The organism is Stenotrophomonas terrae (genome assembly GCF_039674165.1).
Lineage (GTDB): Bacteria > Pseudomonadota > Gammaproteobacteria > Xanthomonadales > Xanthomonadaceae > Stenotrophomonas > Stenotrophomonas terrae_A.
Map to the genome: position 1 here is coordinate 1 of NZ_JBDJMY010000009.1, position 14,972 is coordinate 14,972.

15 protein-coding genes are annotated in these 14,972 nt (G+C 65.2%); 10 read left to right on the forward strand and 5 right to left on the reverse strand.

Annotation, left to right across the window (positions count from 1 at the left end; all coding sequences use genetic code 11):
- Positions 1-132 precede the first annotated feature (132 nt).
- The 3 genes from phaR to gluQRS all read right to left on the reverse strand — a co-directional run bounded on the left by phaR (position 133) and on the right by gluQRS (position 2,492).
- Positions 133-663, reverse strand: coding sequence for a polyhydroxyalkanoate synthesis repressor PhaR (gene phaR / locus ABE493_RS05855; RefSeq protein WP_346498011.1), 531 nt, complete (start codon positions 661-663; stop codon positions 133-135).
- Positions 664-809: 146 nt separating this feature from the next.
- Positions 810-1,550 (reverse strand): beta-ketoacyl-ACP reductase, encoded by a 741-nt coding sequence (locus ABE493_RS05860; protein WP_346498012.1) that lies wholly within the window; start codon positions 1,548-1,550, stop codon positions 810-812.
- A gap of 54 nt (positions 1,551-1,604) precedes the next feature.
- Positions 1,605-2,492: a tRNA glutamyl-Q(34) synthetase GluQRS gene (gene gluQRS, locus ABE493_RS05865; protein WP_346498013.1), complete on the reverse strand. Its 888-nt coding sequence runs from the start codon at positions 2,490-2,492 to the stop codon at positions 1,605-1,607.
- A gap of 92 nt (positions 2,493-2,584) precedes the next feature.
- Between gluQRS and htpX the strand changes: the two genes are divergently transcribed.
- Both htpX and ABE493_RS05875 read left to right on the forward strand, forming a co-directional pair.
- Positions 2,585-3,451, forward strand: coding sequence for a protease HtpX (htpX, locus tag ABE493_RS05870; RefSeq protein WP_346498014.1), 867 nt, complete (start codon positions 2,585-2,587; stop codon positions 3,449-3,451).
- Positions 3,452-3,670: 219 nt separating this feature from the next.
- The gene (locus ABE493_RS05875; protein ID WP_346498015.1) at positions 3,671-4,483 is read left to right on the forward strand and encodes a hypothetical protein; all 813 of its coding nucleotides are present in this window, start codon (positions 3,671-3,673) and stop codon (positions 4,481-4,483) included.
- Positions 4,484-4,675: 192 nt separating this feature from the next.
- On the opposite strand, the gene ABE493_RS05880 is transcribed toward ABE493_RS05875, so the two are convergent.
- A complete protein-coding gene (locus tag ABE493_RS05880; protein ID WP_057626195.1) occupies positions 4,676-5,503 on the reverse strand; it encodes an inositol monophosphatase family protein in 828 nt (275 codons plus the stop codon).
- 119 nt (positions 5,504-5,622) lie between these two features.
- On the opposite strand from ABE493_RS05880, the gene ABE493_RS05885 reads away from it, so the two are divergent.
- Genes ABE493_RS05885 through ABE493_RS05895 form a run of 3 tightly spaced genes read left to right on the forward strand, consistent with a single transcriptional unit; the run spans position 5,623 to position 9,512 of the window.
- Positions 5,623-6,390: an RNA methyltransferase gene (locus tag ABE493_RS05885; RefSeq protein ID WP_346498016.1), complete on the forward strand. Its 768-nt coding sequence runs from the start codon at positions 5,623-5,625 to the stop codon at positions 6,388-6,390.
- Positions 6,391-6,450: 60 nt separating this feature from the next.
- Entirely contained in the window at positions 6,451-7,368 is a 918-nt protein-coding gene (locus ABE493_RS05890) for a phosphate/phosphite/phosphonate ABC transporter substrate-binding protein (protein ID WP_430980722.1), read from the forward strand.
- Positions 7,365-9,512 carry a putative bifunctional diguanylate cyclase/phosphodiesterase gene (locus ABE493_RS05895; protein WP_346498017.1) on the forward strand — a complete coding sequence of 716 codons (2,148 nt, stop codon included), beginning with the start codon at positions 7,365-7,367 and terminating at the stop codon, positions 9,510-9,512. The genes ABE493_RS05890 and ABE493_RS05895 overlap by 4 nt, the downstream gene beginning before the upstream one ends.
- Positions 9,513-9,527: 15 nt before the next feature.
- Here ABE493_RS05895 and epmB read toward each other — a convergent pair whose 3' ends face one another.
- Positions 9,528-10,556 carry an EF-P beta-lysylation protein EpmB gene (gene epmB, locus ABE493_RS05900; protein ID WP_346498018.1) on the reverse strand — a complete coding sequence of 343 codons (1,029 nt, stop codon included), beginning with the start codon at positions 10,554-10,556 and terminating at the stop codon, positions 9,528-9,530.
- 100 nt (positions 10,557-10,656) lie between these two features.
- Between epmB and efp the strand changes: the two genes are divergently transcribed.
- The 5 genes from efp (at position 10,657) to ABE493_RS05925 (ending at position 14,949) form a co-directional block, all read left to right on the forward strand.
- Complete coding sequence (efp, locus tag ABE493_RS05905) at positions 10,657-11,223, forward strand: elongation factor P (protein WP_346498019.1); 567 nt, start codon at positions 10,657-10,659, stop codon at positions 11,221-11,223.
- A 234-nt stretch (positions 11,224-11,457) separates the two neighbouring features.
- The gene (locus ABE493_RS05910; RefSeq protein ID WP_346498020.1) at positions 11,458-12,795 is read left to right on the forward strand and encodes a TRZ/ATZ family hydrolase; all 1,338 of its coding nucleotides are present in this window, start codon (positions 11,458-11,460) and stop codon (positions 12,793-12,795) included.
- A 44-nt stretch (positions 12,796-12,839) separates the two neighbouring features.
- The gene (gene ubiG, locus ABE493_RS05915) at positions 12,840-13,562 is read left to right on the forward strand and encodes a bifunctional 2-polyprenyl-6-hydroxyphenol methylase/3-demethylubiquinol 3-O-methyltransferase UbiG (RefSeq protein WP_346498021.1); all 723 of its coding nucleotides are present in this window, start codon (positions 12,840-12,842) and stop codon (positions 13,560-13,562) included.
- Positions 13,559-14,248 carry a phosphoglycolate phosphatase gene (locus ABE493_RS05920; RefSeq protein WP_346498022.1) on the forward strand — a complete coding sequence of 230 codons (690 nt, stop codon included), beginning with the start codon at positions 13,559-13,561 and terminating at the stop codon, positions 14,246-14,248. The genes ubiG and ABE493_RS05920 overlap by 4 nt, the downstream gene beginning before the upstream one ends.
- On the forward strand, positions 14,218-14,949 hold the full coding sequence (locus tag ABE493_RS05925) for a phytoene/squalene synthase family protein (RefSeq protein ID WP_346498023.1): 732 nt from the start codon (positions 14,218-14,220) through the stop codon (positions 14,947-14,949). The genes ABE493_RS05920 and ABE493_RS05925 overlap by 31 nt, the downstream gene beginning before the upstream one ends.
- The last annotated feature ends 23 nt before the right edge of the window (positions 14,950-14,972 follow it).

Sequence of the window (14,972 nt, forward strand, 5' to 3'; positions counted from 1 at the left end):
GTCCGCCGCCCCGCTCCCGTCCCCTGTTTTGGTTGTCGTTTCGCGGTTCCCCCCGCTCCCACAAAAAAGGAAGCAAAAAAGCCTGCCCAACAAAGCAAAAGGCCGACGCTTGCGTCGGCCTTTTCGTTGCCCTCAGCGGCTGCTGCGGGTCTTGCCACCGGGGGGGCTGGTCGGCGGCGGATCAGCTGGCTTGCTGCCGGTGCCTGCCGGCGGGCGGGTGCCGCCAAAGCCGGTGCCCATGTTGCGCTGGAATTCCTGCCACAGCTCCAGGTTGCGCTCGGTGAGCTGGTTCATCATCGCCCACGGGGTCTGCCCAAGCAGGTTGCCCATCTGCTGGCGGAACTGCTGCTGCTGGTCCAGGAACACCTGCATGCTGCGCTCCAGGTAATTGCCCATGAAGCCCTGCAACGAGTCACCGTAGAAACGGATCAACTGGCTCAACAACTGGGTCGACAGCATCGGCTCGCCGTCCTGCTCCTTGTCCGCGATGATCTGCAGCAGCACCGAACGGGTCAGGTCGTCGCCGCTCTTGGCGTCGCGGACCTCGAAGTCCTCGCCGTCAAGGATCAACTGGCGTACGTCTTCGATGGTGATGTAGCTGGAAATCTCGGTGTCGTAGAGCCGGCGATTCGGATACTTCTTGATGATGCGGGTCGCAGCCATTAAGCAGTCACTCGTCACGGTAGGTGCGCAGCATGGCGCAGTGCAGCAGGGCTTGCAACCGCCATTAGTACAGGTTGCAAGCATCGGAGAACGCAGGATTTGTTGCGCAGCATGAGGGTCTGTGCCCTGCAACATCGCAGCGCTTGTCACCAGCCCATGTGGTGGCCGCCATTGATGTCCAGATTGGAGCCGGTGATCCAGCTGGCTTCCTCGGCCACCAGGAAGGCCACCGCGTAGGCGATCTCCTCCGGTTTGCCCAGCCGACCGGTTGGAATATCGGCAATGATCTTGGCGCGCACTTCCTCGGGCACGGCCATCACCATGTCGGTAGCCACATAGCCTGGCGAAATGGTGTTGACGGTGATGCCGAAGCCGGCGTTCTCGCGCGCCAGGGAGATGGTGAAGCCGTGCATGCCGGCCTTGGCGGCGGCGTAGTTGGCCTGGCCGTACTGGCCCTTGAGGCCGTTGATCGAGCTGATCTGGATCACCCGGCCCCAGCCGCGCTTGCGCATGCCTTCGATCACCGGGCGGGTCACGTTGAACACCGAGTTGAGGTTGGTATTGATCACCTCATGCCACTGCTCCGGGCTCATCCGGTGGAAAGTGGTGTCGCGGGTGATACCGGCATTGTTGACCAGGATCTCCACCGGCCCCAGTTCGGCTTCGGTGGCCTGGATCAGGGCGCGGCCGCTGTCCGGGTTGGATACGTCGCCCTCGAACAATGCGATGTCATAGCCTTTGCCGTGCATCGTCTGCTGCCACTGCTTCGCCTTTTCGGCGTTGCGGTAGTTGGTGGCGACCCGGTGCCCTTGATCGGCGAGGCGTTGGCAGATGGCGGTACCAATGCCGCCGGTACCACCGGTGACCAGTGCGACGCGCGATGTCATGGGCTCAACTCCAGGCAGAGGGCAGGGGAGCCGATGATTCTAATGAAACTGTGCTCAGCCCGGGGGCTGGATGGGCGCGTGCAGCGAGGTTTTTTGCAACCGGTCCGGCCTGAAGCTGGCCGCGGCATGCTGCAGGGTCTCGGCAACGCTGGCGGCCGCCTCCAGTGGCGCGGGGTCCTGGCCTAGCGCCGCCCACAGCCAGCGCAATACCGGCACCGGCCGTGCTGCATCCACGGGCACGGCCGCCTGGGACTTGGAAAGTTTCTGGCCGCTGCTGTCCAGCAGCAGTGGCAGGTGCAGGTAGTGCGGGGTGGCCAGGCCCAGCGCACGTTGCAGCAGGATCTGCCGCGCGGTCGAATCGATCAGGTCGGCGCCGCGGACCACATCGGTGATGCCCTGCTCGGCGTCGTCCACCACGACAGCCAGCTGGTAGGCCCAGCAGCCATCGGCGCGCAGCAGCACCACGTCGCCGACTTCGCGGTCCACGTCCTGCTGCTGCCGGCCCTGCAGGGCGTCGTCGAAGCTGACATGGCTGCCGTCGGCCACGCGCAGGCGGATCGCCGGCTGCGGGCGCTGTTGGCTGGCGACGCAGTAGCGGTGGATGCCGTGCTGGCTGGCCAGATCGGCACGGCTGCAATGGCAGGCAAAGGCCTTGTTCTGCGCCAACAGCTGGTCGATTGCGGCCTGGTACAGCGCGCTGCGCCGGCTCTGGTACTGCACCGGGGCATCGGAGTGCAGGCCGAACGCGGCCAGCGTGGCCAGCTGCGACTCGACTGCGCCGGCTACCTCGCGGGGCGGGTCGACGTCTTCCACTCGTACCAGCCATTGGCCGCCGGCATGGCGGGCCAGCAGCCAGCTGCCGAAGGCGGCCAGCAGGGAGCCCAGATGCAAGGGGCCGGTCGGGGAGGGCGCAAAACGGCCGCGGTAATGAATGGCTGGCATTGAAACTGAATCGTCGGTCAGATTAATGCTTGAATTCAAGCTGTCTGCGCCGCAAATTGCCTGTATCTCCAATCCTTATGGATCTGTTTCCCATGTTTACCCGTATCGGGCTGTTTCTTCTGACCAACGTTGCCGTGTTGATACTGGCCAGCGTCGTCATGTCCATCCTGGGCGTGAACTCCTCGCAGATGAGCGGCTTGCTGGTCATGGCGGCCATTTTCGGCTTCGGTGGCTCGATCATCTCGCTGCTGCTGTCCAAGTTCATGGCCAAGCGCGGCACCGGCGCTGTCGTCATCACCGAGCCGCGCAACCAGACCGAACGCTGGCTGCTGGACACCGTTGCCCGCCAGGCCAAGGCGGCCGGCATCGGCATGCCGGAAGTAGCGGTCTATGACGCGCCGGAAATCAACGCCTTCGCCACCGGTGCCAACCGCAACAATGCGCTGGTGGCGGTTTCCACCGGCCTGCTGCACAACATGAGCGAGGATGAAGCCGAGGCGGTGCTGGGCCATGAAATCGCCCACGTCGCCAATGGCGACATGATCACCATGGCGCTGTTGCAGGGTGTGTTGAACACCTTCGTGATCGTGCTGGCGCGCGTGGTCGGTGGCGTCATCGACAGTGCGCTGTCGGGCAACCGCGAAGGCGGCGGCCGTGGCTTTGCGTACTACATCATCGTGTTCGTGCTGGAAATGGTGTTTGGCCTGTTCGCGACCATGATCGCGATGTGGTTCTCGCGCCGTCGTGAGTTCCGCGCCGATCAAGGCGGTGCCTCGCTGGCCGGCCGGCAGAAGATGATCGCGGCACTGGAGCGCTTGAAGCTCAACCACGGCCAGAGCACCTTGCCGACCCAGATCGCTGCATTCGGCATTGCCGGGTCGGCTGCCAAGAAGCTGTTCCTGAGCCATCCGCCGCTGGAAGAACGCATCGCCGCGCTGCGTTCGTCGACGGTAGCCTGAGTCAGGGCTGGTTGGCGTGGGTGCCAGGCCGGCACCCGCCCAGTGATTGAAAACAGCGCCCCGCAAGGGGCGTTGTCTGTTTTTGCCCTTTGCTGCGCCGCTGTGTGCATTCAGTTGGCAGATTGGCCAGTTGCTGTCTGTAGAAACCAGACGCTGGCCTTCTCCCCTTGCCGGTTTGTATCTACCCTCTAGCCCTCGCAAACAAGCTGGGAGTACGCAGTGCAGGATGCACAGTATTGGGCGTTCGAGTTCTGGAACGGACTGAGTCTGCTGGATCTGATCGGCGGTGCGGTGTTGGGGGCGATCCTCGGCCTGGCGTTCGGCGTCGCGGTCTGGGTCGTGCTGGCACGACGTGGCGGGCTTGCACGGTGTCGGCGTTGGCATCACTGGTTGATCGCCAGTTACGTGGTGGTACTGCCGCTGTTGTTTGCCTTCATTGGCCTGCAGTTGGGTCTGGTCGCTGGCGGCCAGCGCGCGCTGTACAAACAGATTGATCACTTCCAGCCGCATCTGCAGGCGGCGATGGAGCATTGGCTGGTCGATTTCCAGCACACCCTGGAGACTCCTGAGCTGCAGGCGATGCTGCGCGATGATGTTTCCGCGCACGATGCTGCACGCGCCGCGGTTGAGGCCTATCTGAGCGGGCACCGCCTGGCCGACGCCGGTGTGCTCAAGGGCGAGGGCCTGGTCCAGCGTTGGGCACGCAAGGGTGTCGAGCACCTGCGCAGCGAGGTGATGCTGCAATGGGTGGAGGACAGTCTGGTGGAGCAGGTTGGCGGCCGCAGCGGGCTGGATGAATCCGTATTCCGCGAGGCGTTGGGCATGCGCATGAGTGAGCTGCTGCACACCAAGGGCGTGATCCGCCTGCTGAAGGCGCAGATTGGCTCGATGATGCCGGGTATCTACTTTGGTTTGCTGCTGCCTTTGCTGATCGTGATGGCGCTGGTGTTGCTGGAAATCTACCTGGCCGCGCGCTTCGGCTGGGGCCGGCAGGTACGGCCCGGTGCGGTGGTTGTGCCGGCGGTAGGCTGATTGGCCCGCGTTTTGTAGGAGCGGCGTAAGCCGCGAAGCTGGCGCTGATGAAGCACTGGCTGCCCGCATCGTCTGATGGATTTTTCGCTTCGCGGCTTACGCCGCTCCTACAAAAAAAATGTGTGCCCACAAAAAATCCGATGCCAGTTCTGGCATCGGATTCTGGATGACTCTCAGCTTATGGCAGCTGGATCAGAACTTCGGATCGAACTCGGCGGCGTAACCGGTGTTGACGATGACCTTCTGCAGGGCTTCGCACACCTTGATGTTGCCAGCCACGACCTGCTGGGTTTCCGGGCCGCGCGAATCCATGCGGTCCAGCGGGGCGCCGCGGTAGTTGCAGACCTTGCCGCCGGCTTCGCGAACCAGCAGCACGCCGGCAGCGATGTCCCAAGCCTTCACGCCTGCTTCGAAATAGGCGTCGGCGCGGCCGCAGGCCACGTAGGCCAGGTCCAGCGCGGCAGAGCCGGTACGGCGCACGTCTTCAGCCTGCACCAGCAGGGTGTCGACGGTCTTGAGCTGGGTGCTGGCACGGCTGCGTTCGCGCGGAGCGAAGCCGGTGTGGATCATCGTGCCTTCCAGATCCTTGCGGTCAGACACGCGCAGGCGGCGGTCGTTGAGCACGGCGCCATTGCCCTTGGAGGCAGTGAACAGCTCATTGCGCAGTGGATCGAAGATGACCGCGTCGGTCGGCTCGCCGTTTTCAACCAGGGCGATGGAGACGCAGTAGTGCGGGAAGCCGCGCAGGTAGTTGCTGGTGCCATCGAGCGGGTCGATCACCCACATCATCCGGTTGACGCCCTGCAGGCCGCCTTCTTCGGCATAGATGCCGTATTCCGGGTAGGCGCGCTTGAGTTCCTTGACGATGACTTTTTCCGCATCAGCATCGACTTCGCTGGCGTAATCCATCCGACCCTTCTGTACCACGTTGAGGGCTTCAAGCTTGTTGATGTTGCGGAGCAGGACGTTGCCGGCGAGGCGAGCGGCCTTGACCATGACGGTTACGGCGGGTTTCTGCATGGCTAAAGGCTCCCGTGAGGGCAGAGATCGGATTGGCGGGGGAAAAGAGCAAGTCCGGCGCAAAGGCCGGCCGCGCAGTTTACCATCTACAGCTGTCTCGCTCCTGATTTTTTAACGCCATGTCTGTTTCTGCTCATATTCGATTCGTTCTTGTTGGCACTCAGCACCCCGGCAACATCGGCGCGGCGGCCCGTGCGATGAAGACCATGGGGCTGGCGCGGCTGGTGCTGGTGGCGCCGGAAAAACCCTTGGACGAGGACGCTTTCCGCCGCTCGGCCGGTGCCGAGGATGTGCTCGGCGATGCGCCGGTAGTGGCGAGCCTTGCCGAAGCCGTGGCCGATTGCCGGCTGGTATTGGGTTGCACCGCGCGCTCGCGGCGGGTGCAGCTGGAAGAGCTGCTGCCTGAGCTGGCGGGCCAGCGGGCGGTGGCCAAGGCGGCCGAGCCGGCCGAGGTCGCCTTCGTGTTCGGCCGTGAACGCACCGGCCTGAGCAACGAAGAGCTGCAGCTCTGCCACGCCGCCGTGCATATCCCATCCGATCCCGAGTTCAGCTCGCTGAATCTCGCCGCCGCGGTGCAGGTGCTGGCCTACGAAGTGCGCATGGCGGCGCTGGAAGCCCAGGCCGGGGTGGCGGCGGCAGCGCCGGCCGAGCTGGGGCATGGCGAGGCGCCGGCCAGCCATGCGCAGCTGGAGGGGCTGTTTGGCCAGTTTGGCGACACCCTGGAACAGATCGATTTCCACAAGGGCCGCGCACCTGAGTCGGCGATGCGCAAATTGCGCCGCCTGTTCATGAAGGCCGAGCTGTCCGAGCAGGAGGTGCGGTTGATGCGTGGCATCCTGTCCGATGCCCAGCGCATGGCACGACTAGCAATGGAGCCAAAAAACTGAGAGATTCATCACGCTTTGTTGGTTCCGGTAATCTGTGGGGATGGATTAGGGGGTGTCGTTTTGGGTGTCTTGCGATGGCTTTGGGGAGCCGTACTGACACTGGCTGCGCTGCAGCCCGTGGTGGTCGGGGCGGTTGATCGTTCGGTTCTGGTATTGGGGCGGATCAGTGATGATCCGAAGGCGCACTACGAACAGCTCAAGCCACTGCTGGACTATGTGGTGCCGCGCATGCGCGGGGTCGGGATCGTCGAAGGGCGCATCCTGATGGCCAAGGACGCGCAGCAGATGGGCAGCTATCTGCGGCGCGGCCGGGTTGACTGGGTTACCGAGACTGCCGGGACGGCGATGGCGCTGGGCCAGCGGGCGGGCGCAAAGCCGCTGCTGCTGACCGAGCGCAACGGCGTGGGCAGCTATCACAGTGTGTTCTTCGTCCGCCGCGACAGCCCGGTGACCAGCCTGGAAGGTCTGCGCGGGCGCAGCCTGGCCTTGCAGAGTGCGCTGTCCACCAGTGCATACCTGGTGCCGGCAATGGAGTTGCTGGACCACGGCCTGCAGCCGGAAATCCTGCTGGACCCACGGGACACGCCTGCCGAGGATTCGGTGGGTTACGTGTTTGCGCGCTCGGAACTGAACATCTCCACCTATGTGCACAAGCGCGTGGTGGACGGCGGGGTGATCAGCAGCATCGACTGGAACGATGACCACGCCCTGCCGCCGGCATTCCGCCAGGACATGCGCGTGCTGTACCGCAGTGAGCCCATCCCGCGTGCGGTCGAGATGGTGCGCGCCGATCTGGATCCGGCGGTGCGCGAGCGCCTGCAGCAAGTGCTGTTGCAGGCCAGCAGCGATCCGGTGGCCGGCCCGGCGCTGGCCAGGTTTTTCGGCACCACCGGTTTCCACGTGGTGGACCCGGACAACCTGCGCGCGCTCGAGCGCCTGCGCCGTGGCCTGCTGCGCATCCGCATGGAGGTTGAATGAAAATGCCCCGGTTTGGATTGCAGGCGCGTTTTGCGTTGGCCAGCGGTGCGGCGCTGCTGGTGGTGCTGCTGATCGTCAGCTTCATGCTGGTGCGGCAGGCTGCGGCCCAGCGCGAGGCGCTGCGCAATAGTGACGAGGTACTCAGCCAGGTTTTCGACCAGGGTGTGCGCGAGCGCGGCGCGGCGCTGGCCAATGCCCTGGCCGACACCCTGGTCAATCCTCTCTACTACTCTGATCTATCGGCGATTGGCACGCTGGTGCGCAACACCGCGCGACAGAAGTCGGTCAGCTACGTGTTGGTGCATGACACCGAGGGGCGGCTTATCCATGACGGCTCCTTCGATGTGGCCGGTTATGGGCAGCCGATGTATGACCCGCTGGCCGCAGCGGCGGTAGCCGCGCGCAAGCCGCAGGTGCAGGAGTCGCTCGGGATACTGGAAGTCGACATGCCGCTGTCCATCGGCGAACAGCGCCTGGGTGGCCTGCGCGTGGGCATGAACCTGGCGCCGGTGCGTGCGCAGGAGTCCGCGTCGATGGCTGCCCTGGAGCAGCGCATGCAGCAGTCGCAGCGGCGCGAGCTGGGCTGGGCCATCGGGCTGATGCTGCTGCTGGTCGCCTTCGCCTGCGTGATGGCCTTCTATGTGCAGTACACCCTGGTGCGGCCGATCCGCTGGCTGGGCGCGGCGGCACGGCGCATCGAGCGCGGCGATTACCTGATCGAAGCGCAGTCCACGCAGCGCGGCGATGAGGTCGGCGAGCTGCTGCGCACCTTCGACCGCATGAGCCACAGCATCGCCCGGCATGACCGTGATGTGCGCCAGATGGCCTATACCGACGCCTTGACCGGCCTGACCAACCGGTTGGCCTTCCGCGAGGCGCTGGATCACCGCCTGCTGGGTGCGCAGGCGGCGGGGCGTGGGCTGGCGCTGCTGTTCATCGACATCGACGAGTTCAAGCGGGTCAATGACACGCTGGGGCACGAGGCCGGTGACGATGCCCTGCTGCAGTTCGCACAGCACATTGCAGCTGCAGTCGAGGAGATTGGCGGCGATGACGCTTTGCTGGCCCGCTTTGGTGGTGATGAGTTCGTCATTCTGATCGGCCAGGGCGCGCGCAGTGCGGCCGAAATCGCCAAGCAGTTGGCTGATCGGCTGGTGATCGACCTGGCCAAGCCGCTGCAGGTGCAGCAGCGCGAGATCTTTCTTGGCAGCTCGATCGGCATCACCTTGTTCCCGGAGGACGCGGTCGATGCCACGGCCTTGCTGAAGAATGGCGATATCGCCATGTACCAGGCCAAGCTGGCCGGCAAGAATTGTTTCCGCTACTACAGCCGGGCGATGGACCATGCGGTGGAGCGGCGTCTGCATCTGGAGCAGGAACTGCGCGGGGCCTGGGAACGCAACGAGCTGCGGCTGGTCTACCAGCCCATCTTCCGTACCCGTGACCGCATGCTGTGTGGCGCCGAAGTGCTGCTGCGCTGGGACCACCCGGTGCTGGGCGCGATTCCGCCGAGCCTGTTCATCGACGTGGCCGAGCAGAGCGGCCTGATCCAGGTGCTGGGCCCCAGGGTGCTGCGGGCGGCCTGCGAGCAGGCAAAACGCTGGCCGCGCAATGCGATTGGCGAAGAGTTGTTCATTTCGGTCAACGTCTCGCCAAAGCAGCTGCGCAACGGCAACCTGCTGCAGGAGGTTGAAAGCAGCCTGCTTGGCTCCGGCCTCGCCGCATCGCGGTTGCACCTGGAGCTGACCGAGACGGCGGTCATCGGCGATGAAATGCTCGCCGTGTCATTGCTGGAGAAGCTGCACCGGGCCGGGGTGAGGGTATGGCTGGACGACTTTGGTACCGGGTTCTCCGGGCTCAGCCATCTGCGCCAGGTGCCGGTGGACGGGGTCAAGATCGACCGCAGCTTTGTCGCCGACATGGAGCGTGATGCCGACGACCTGGCCCTGACCACGGCGATCATCGCCATGGCGCATGCGCTGGGGATCACGGTGGTGGCCGAAGGCGTGGAGCAGGAGGCGCAGTTCGAACTGCTCAGCCAGCGCGGCTGTGACCTGGTGCAGGGCTACTGGCTTGGCCGTCCGCTGGACGCGCCCGGCCTGGTAAGCCTGCTGGAGCGGAGTTCCATGGCGGCGTTGCGCTGAGCCGGCCGCGCCGGTTCAGAGCGGCCGCTTGCTGGTGTCGCCGGCGATCTCGCGCACCAGCTTGGGCACCAGATAGCCGGACAGCCGGGCCATCAGCCCGGCGTGCAGGGCCAGCGCCTGTGCATCGCTGACCTCGAAATGGGCCGCGCCCTGCACCTTGTCCAGCTGGTACAGGTAATAAGGCATCACCCCGGCGGCAAAGCTGCGCTCGCTCAGTGCGGCCAGCGCGTCCAGGTCGTCATTCACGCCACGCAGCAGCACCGCCTGGTTGAGCAGCTGGGCGCCGGTGCCACGGATGCGGGCCAGGGCGGCATCGACCTGGCTGTCGAATTCATTGGCGTGGTTGGCGTGCAGCACGAAGGCCACCGGCCAGGGCAGGCTGCGCAGCCAGTGCAGCAGGGCATCGTCGACCCGCTCCGGCAGCACCACCGGCAGGCGGCTGTGGATGCGCAGGCGCTTGATGTGGGGGATGGCGGCCAAGGCGTCGGTCAGCTCGGCCAGCTTGGAGGTGCTCAGCGACAGTGGATCACCGCCGGACAGGATGACCTCGTCGATGTCCGGGTCGGCGGCGATTGCCGCCACCGCCTCCTGCCAACCGCCCTTGGCCGCATTCTCGCCGGCATAGTCGAAGTGGCGGCGGAAACAGTAGCGGCAGTTGATCGCACAGCTGCCGGTGGTCACCAGCAGGGCGCGGCCGCGGTATTTCTGGATCACCCCGGTAGCCTTCTTGGCCTGGCCATCACCGACCGCATCAAAGCTGAACCCGGGGACCACCTGCATCTCGTCGCTGATTGGCAGCACCTGCCGCAGCAGCGGATCGGCCGGGTCGCCGTGGCGCATGCGGGCGACAAAACCGCGCGGCACCCGCAGCGCGAACTGGGCCAGCGCTGCGGCTGAAACCCCCATGGCCTGCGCATCCAGCCCCAACAGCGCCAGCAGCTCGGCCGGCTCGCGGATGGCTTGGCGCCAGTGCGCCTGCCAGCGGTCGTCGGGCAGGGTGAGGATGGCTTTTTCTGGAGTGAGGGCGGGGGCTGCGGTTATCATTGGCGGTCAGAAAAACAGATGGCCTGCCAGATGGCGGGCGTTCCATTCTAATCCGGCCGCCCGCAACACGCGGCGGTTTTGCCAATTCAGGAGTTTCAGCATGGCCAGTTACGGCATGAACGACGTAAAGAACGGGATGAAGATCCTGGTCAATAACGCCCCGGCGGTCATCATCGACACCGAGTACGTCAAGCCGGGCAAGGGCCAATCCTTCACCCGCGTGAAGTACCGCCTGATCAAGGACGGCCGTACCCAGGAAGTGACCATGAAGTCGACCGACACGCTGGATGCAGCTGATGTGGTCGATACCGACATGAACTACATGTACAGCGACGGCGAGTACTGGCACTTCATGGACCCGGAATCCTTCGAGCAGGTGCAGGCCGACAAGGCTGGCATGAATGGCGCCGAGAAGTGGCTCAAGGGCGAAGAGTCCTGCGTGGTGACCCTGTGGAACGGCGTGCCGATCGACGTGACCCCGCCGAACTTCGTCGAGCTGAAGATCGTGGAGACCGACCCGGGCGTGCGCGGTGACACCTCCGGTGGCGGCGGCAAGCCGGCCACGCTGGAATCCGGCGCGGTGGTGCGCGTGCCGCTGTTCGTCAACCAGGATGAAATCATCCGTGTTGACACGCGTTCGGGCGAGTACTCAGCGCGCGTCAAGTGACGTAATGGCGTGTTTGCGCAACGCGCAAACGCCAATGCCATTGCGTCATCCCCGCGCAGGTTGGGATTGCATTGGCATTGGCTCCAGCCTTTGCCTTGGCCCGCAATCCCCGTCAAGGCGGGGACTGCTGCGCAGGTAACATTGGGCTTCGGGCGACCTTCGGGGAGCTCGAAGCCTTTTTCGCATCCGGCTTCGGCCGGATGGATACAGCAACAGATCCAGAGGTGAACCGGCGTGAGTGATATCCAACCCCAGCAGTGCGATCTATTGATCGAAGCCGGTTACGTAGTGCCGGTAGAGCCGCATGCGGTGGTGCTTGAAGACCACGCGGTGGCGATCAGCAACGGTGTGATCGTGGCGGTGCTGCCGCGCGCCGAGGCCCGTGCGCGTTTCAGCGCAAAGCAGGTTGTTTCGCGCCCGGATGCGGCGCTGATCCCCGGCCTGGTCAATGCCCACACCCACAACCCGATGACGCTGCTGCGCGGCATCGCCGATGATCTGCCACTGATGACCTGGCTGCGTGAGCACATCTGGCCGGTGGAAGCGGCGGTGATCGGGCCGGAGTTCGTCGCCGACGGCACCACCCTGGCCATTGCCGAGATGCTGCGCGGTGGTACCACCTGCGCCAACGAAAACTATTTCTTCGCCGACGTGCAGGCCGCTGTCTACAAGCAGCACGGCTTCCGCGCGTTGGTGGGCTCGGTGATCATCGATTTCCCCAGTGCCTGGGCCAAGACCGATGACGAGTACTTCGCCCGCGCCACCGAGCTGCACGATGCCTGGCGCGGCGATCCGCTGATCGGCACCGCGTTCGCACCGCACGCACCGTATACGGTGAACGATGCCAACTTCGAGCGGGTGCGGATGCTGTCCGACCAGCTGGAAATCCCGGTACATCTGCACACGCATGAAACCGCACAGGAAATCAGCGACTCCATCGCCATGCACGGCCAGCGACCGCTGGCGCGGCTGGATCGGCTGGGGCTGGTCAATGACCGCCTGATCGCGGTGCACATGACCCAGCTCACCGAGGCCGAGATCCACCTGTGCGCCGAGCGCGGCGTCAGCGTGGTGCATTGCCCGGAGTCGAACCTGAAGCTGGCCTCGGGCTTCTGCCCGGCCTGCGCGCTGGTCAAGGCTGGGGTCAACCTGGCCATCGGCACCGACGGCTGCGCCAGCAACAACGACCTGGACATGTTCAGCGAGAACCGCACCGCCGCCATCCTGGCCAAGGCCGTGGCCAATGACGCCACCGCCCTGGACGCGGCCACCACGCTGCGTGCATCCACGCTGGGCGGCGCACGCGCGCTGGGCTTCGGCGACCGCATCGGCTCGATCGAGGTCGGCAAGCAGGCCGATCTGGCCTGCGTGGACCTGTCTGCACTGGAAACGCAGCCGCTGCATCATGTGCTGTCGCAGCTGGTCTATGCCGCTGGCCGCCACCAGGTCAGTGATGTGTGGATTGCTGGCAAGCCCAAGCTGGTCCAGCGTCAGCTGGTCGACATGGACATTGCCGCGATCACTGCCAATGCGCGCCAGTGGCGCGACCGCATCCGTACCATCCGCGCCTGACCGCGCACCCGGTCGCCGCACGGCGGCCGCAAGAGGAAACCGATATGAGCGCAGCTTCCACCTCCACCAATTTCGATCAGGCAGAACTGGACAAGTTCGCCGCGCTGGCCACCCGCTGGTGGGACGCCGACGGTCCGCAGAAGCCGCTGCACGCGCTGAACCCGGTGCGCCTGAAGTACGTGGCCGAACGCGCGACCCTGCGCGGCGCCAAGGTCGTGGACATCGGCTGCGGCGGCGGCCTGCTCAGTGAAGCGCTGGCCAAAGAAGGCGCGCAGGTGACCGCCATCGACTTGGCACCGGAGCTGGTGAAAGTCGCTCGTCTGCACGGGTTGGAATCGGGCGTCACGGTGGATTACCGGGTACAGGCGGCTGAAGACCTGGCCGAAGAACAGGCCGGCAGTTTCGACGTGGTGACCTGCATGGAAATGCTGGAGCACGTGCCGGACCCAGGCGCGATCATCGCCGCCTGCCATCGTCTGTTGCGGCCGGGTGGCAAGCTGTTCCTGTCCACCATCAACCGTACACCGGCGGCGTTTGCGGTAGCCATTGTCGGCGCCGAATACATCGCCCGGCTGCTGCCCAAGGGCACGCATCACTACCAGGAATTCATCAAGCCGGCCGAGTTGGGTGCATGGCTGCGGGCTGCCGATCTGTCCTTGCAGGACGTCACCGGCATGGCCTACGAGCCGTGGCGTAACCACGCCCGGCTGAGCAGCCGCACCGACATCAACTACCTGGCCTACGCGGTCAAGCCGGAACAGGCATGACCGCCGCCGCTTTCCCTGCAGCGGTGCTGTTCGATCTGGATGGCACCTTGCTGGACAGTGCGCCGGACTTCGTCGCCACCGCCAATCGCATGCTGCAGGCGCGCGGCATGGCCGAGGTGAGCCTGGAGCAATTGCGGCCGGCGGTGTCCAAGGGCGCGCGCGCGATGTTGGCGGTTGCATTCCCGCAGATGGGCGATGCCGAGCGGCATGCGCTGGTGCCGGAATTCCTTGAGATCTACGAAGCGCTGATCGGCCAGTACGCGCAGTTGTTCGATGGCATCGAGACGATGCTGCAGGCGCTGGAGCAGGCCGGTACCACCTGGGGCATCGTCACCAACAAGCCCGAATACCTGGCGCGCCTGATCCTGCCGCAACAGGGCTGGCAACAGCGTTGCGCGGTGCTGATCGGCGGCGACACCCTGGCCGAGCGCAAGCCGCACCCGCTGCCGCTTGAAGTGGCTGCGCAGCGTATCAATACCGCAGCCAGCGCCTGCGTTTATGTCGGCGACGACGAGCGCGACATCATCGCCGCGCGCGCTGCCGGCATGCCGTCGGTGGCAGCACTGTGGGGCTATCGTCTGGACGCTGACGACCCGCAGGCCTGGCAGGCGGACAGCCTGTGCGGGCAACCGAGCGAACTCTGGCAGCCAGCCGCATGGCCAGCTACCCAACCGGCTTCGGCCTGATCGAAACAACGAGGTTTGATGTGAGCAGTGCGCTGGACAGCTTCCTGGACAAGTGGCGTGAGCGGTGGCCGGAATGGGCCTTCGTGGAGCGTTTTGTCGACGAGGCCGATCGTGACCGCAGCGTGGCGTGGTTTGCGCTGCTGCAGGAATTTGACGACATGCTCAATGCCAGCGGCGACACCACGCCGCAGGACGCCAAGTTGGCGTGGTGGGGCGAGGAACTGCGCAGCTGGGACGCGCAGCGCTCGCGGCATCCGCTGGGGCGTGTGCTGGAGCCGGTACGTGCGCCATGGCCACAGTTGGCCGACGCGCTGCCTGGGCTGATCGACGCGCGCGATCGTCCTGCGGATGCAGCGCAGGCACGCAAGGCATTGGCGCAGTACGCCGCTGCGGTGGCAGCGGTGGAGGCGGCGATGTTCAATAGCAAGCCGTCGCCGGCAGCTGCCGAGGCGGTGGTCACGCAGATGCTGGCCCTGCGCGTGCAGGAACAAGCGGCCGCACTGCCGCAGTCCTTCAGCAATGAAATGGAATGGGACAAGGCGCTGCAGGCAGGCTGGCCCTCGCGCGTGGCCGGGCCCCGTCCGCGCCGGGTCTATGCGGTACTGGCCCGTGGCCGCCAGCAGGCACGCATTCGTGGCGGCGAGTACCAGCCAAGCCCGGCAGGCCTGCTGTGGCGCAGCTGGTGGGCTGCGCGGGGCTGAGTAGTCCGCGAGCTAGGCGGCTT

Coding starts and splice junctions, on each gene's coding strand:
- phaR (WP_346498011.1), bottom strand. CDS start 663: ATGGCTGCGACCCGCATCATCAAGAAGTATCCGAATCGCCGGCTCTAC.
- ABE493_RS05860 (WP_346498012.1), bottom strand. CDS start 1,550: ATGACATCGCGCGTCGCACTGGTCACCGGTGGTACCGGCGGCATTGGT.
- gluQRS (WP_346498013.1), bottom strand. CDS start 2,492: ATGCCAGCCATTCATTACCGCGGCCGTTTTGCGCCCTCCCCGACCGGC.
- htpX (WP_346498014.1), top strand. CDS start 2,585: ATGTTTACCCGTATCGGGCTGTTTCTTCTGACCAACGTTGCCGTGTTG.
- ABE493_RS05880 (WP_057626195.1), bottom strand. CDS start 5,503: ATGCAGAAACCCGCCGTAACCGTCATGGTCAAGGCCGCTCGCCTCGCC.
- ABE493_RS05885 (WP_346498016.1), top strand. CDS start 5,623: ATGTCTGTTTCTGCTCATATTCGATTCGTTCTTGTTGGCACTCAGCAC.
- ABE493_RS05895 (WP_346498017.1), top strand. CDS start 7,365: ATGAAAATGCCCCGGTTTGGATTGCAGGCGCGTTTTGCGTTGGCCAGC.
- epmB (WP_346498018.1), bottom strand. CDS start 10,556: ATGATAACCGCAGCCCCCGCCCTCACTCCAGAAAAAGCCATCCTCACC.
- efp (WP_346498019.1), top strand. CDS start 10,657: ATGGCCAGTTACGGCATGAACGACGTAAAGAACGGGATGAAGATCCTG.
- ubiG (WP_346498021.1), top strand. CDS start 12,840: ATGAGCGCAGCTTCCACCTCCACCAATTTCGATCAGGCAGAACTGGAC.
- ABE493_RS05920 (WP_346498022.1), top strand. CDS start 13,559: ATGACCGCCGCCGCTTTCCCTGCAGCGGTGCTGTTCGATCTGGATGGC.
- ABE493_RS05925 (WP_346498023.1), top strand. CDS start 14,218: ATGGCCAGCTACCCAACCGGCTTCGGCCTGATCGAAACAACGAGGTTT.